We start from the raw sequence: 1408 nt of genomic DNA, 5'->3' as shown, positions 1-1408 counted from the left end.
CCTGACGTCGAACCTTCTCTTGTGGATGCCGCCCTCATTTGCAAGGAATTTCTGAACCTTAGACATGTGATCGAGTGCGGACTCTTGTCAGGCCTGTTAGCGCGGCCTGATAGATGCCGCTGGCCGAGATGGAGATGCGCGGACCGGGGCCAAATCTCCAACAGCGAGCTCGAAGCTCTGAGAAGGTTTCTGGTTTGCCCAACCCGGATCATGTCGATCATTTGCCCATTCGGATCATGCCTTCCTCACAACTCTGCGTTCCGTTTTCGCGTTTTGATGCCGGATCAGGCAGCGCTGGCGATCACCGGATCGCGATAGTCTTCACCGCGCGTGAGCATCGCCCAGAGGCCGCGCGCCATCTTGTTGGCCAGTGCGAAGGCCGCGACCATCGGCGGCTTGCGTTCCAACATGCGCTCAAGCCAGGGGTTTTGCGGTGCGCCACGGCGCAGGGCCCAGCGGATCACGGCCATCGCGCCGGTGATCAGCAGACGGCGAATGTCGCGCTGGCCCATCTTCGAGGTTTTTCCAAGCCGCTGCTTGCCGCCGGTCGACGCCTGTCGTGGCACGAGCCCAAGCCAAGCTGCAAAGTCGCGGCCGCGTTTGAACTGCGCCATCGGCGGCGCGAAGGTCTCGACGGCCAAGGCGCTGATCGGACCCACACCCGGCATGGTCTGCAGGCGGCGAGATGTCTCGCCTTCCCTGGCAATCGCGTCGATCCTCTTTTTCATGACATTTATCCGGGCGGTCAGATGCGCGACCTGGTCCAGCAGTTCACTACAGATTTCCCGGGCGAGCGGCGGCAAATCGGAGTTTGCGTCCTTGATGAGGGCGTCGAGGCGCGGAAGATAGCCGATCCCCTCGGGCGCGATGAAGCCGAACTCGTACAGGTGCGACCGCAGCGCATTGACCGCTTCCGTGCGCTGTTTCACGAACTGCTCGCGGGTGCGGAACAGGATAGAGCGCGATTGCTGGTCGCTGGTCTTCGGCTCGACATAGCGCATGGTCGGGCGCAGCGCCGCTTCCACGATCGCCTCCGCGTCCGCCGCGTCGTTTTTCTGCCGTTTGATGAACGGCTTGACATAGCGCGGTGCGATCAGTTTCACCTCATGGCCGACCCGCACCAGTTCCCGCGCCCAGTGATGCGCACCACCGCAGGCCTCCATCACCACGAGGCATTGCGGATGCTCCGCCATGAAGCGCTGGAATTGCGGGCGCGACAGCTTCTTGCGAAACATGACCGAACCATCCGCGGCCGCGCCGTGCAGCTGGAACACGTTCTTTGCCAGGTCGACGCCGATGATGCTAATTTCCTTCATGGATGCCCTCTTGTTTCTCTTGTGACTTCAGCATCACAAGCTTGGCGCATTGCGACGCCGTAGGGGAGAGAGCGGCATCCACCCCATCTCCA

Annotated in this window: 1 protein-coding gene; it reads right to left on the bottom strand. The window is 61.8% G+C overall.

What is annotated here, in order from left to right; genetic code table 11:
- Positions 1 to 284: 284 nt before the first annotated feature.
- A complete protein-coding gene (locus H5395_RS18300) occupies positions 285 to 1316 on the bottom strand; it encodes an IS110 family transposase (protein WP_182793966.1) in 1032 nt (343 codons plus the stop codon).
- Positions 1317 to 1408: the final 92 nt, after the last annotated feature.

Origin of the sequence: Paracoccus sp. MC1854, assembly GCF_014164635.1 — a bacterium.
Taxonomy (GTDB): Bacteria; Pseudomonadota; Alphaproteobacteria; order Rhodobacterales; family Rhodobacteraceae; genus Paracoccus.
Note: the sequence above shows the minus strand (reverse complement) of the source record. Positions and strands in the feature narration are given on the sequence as shown.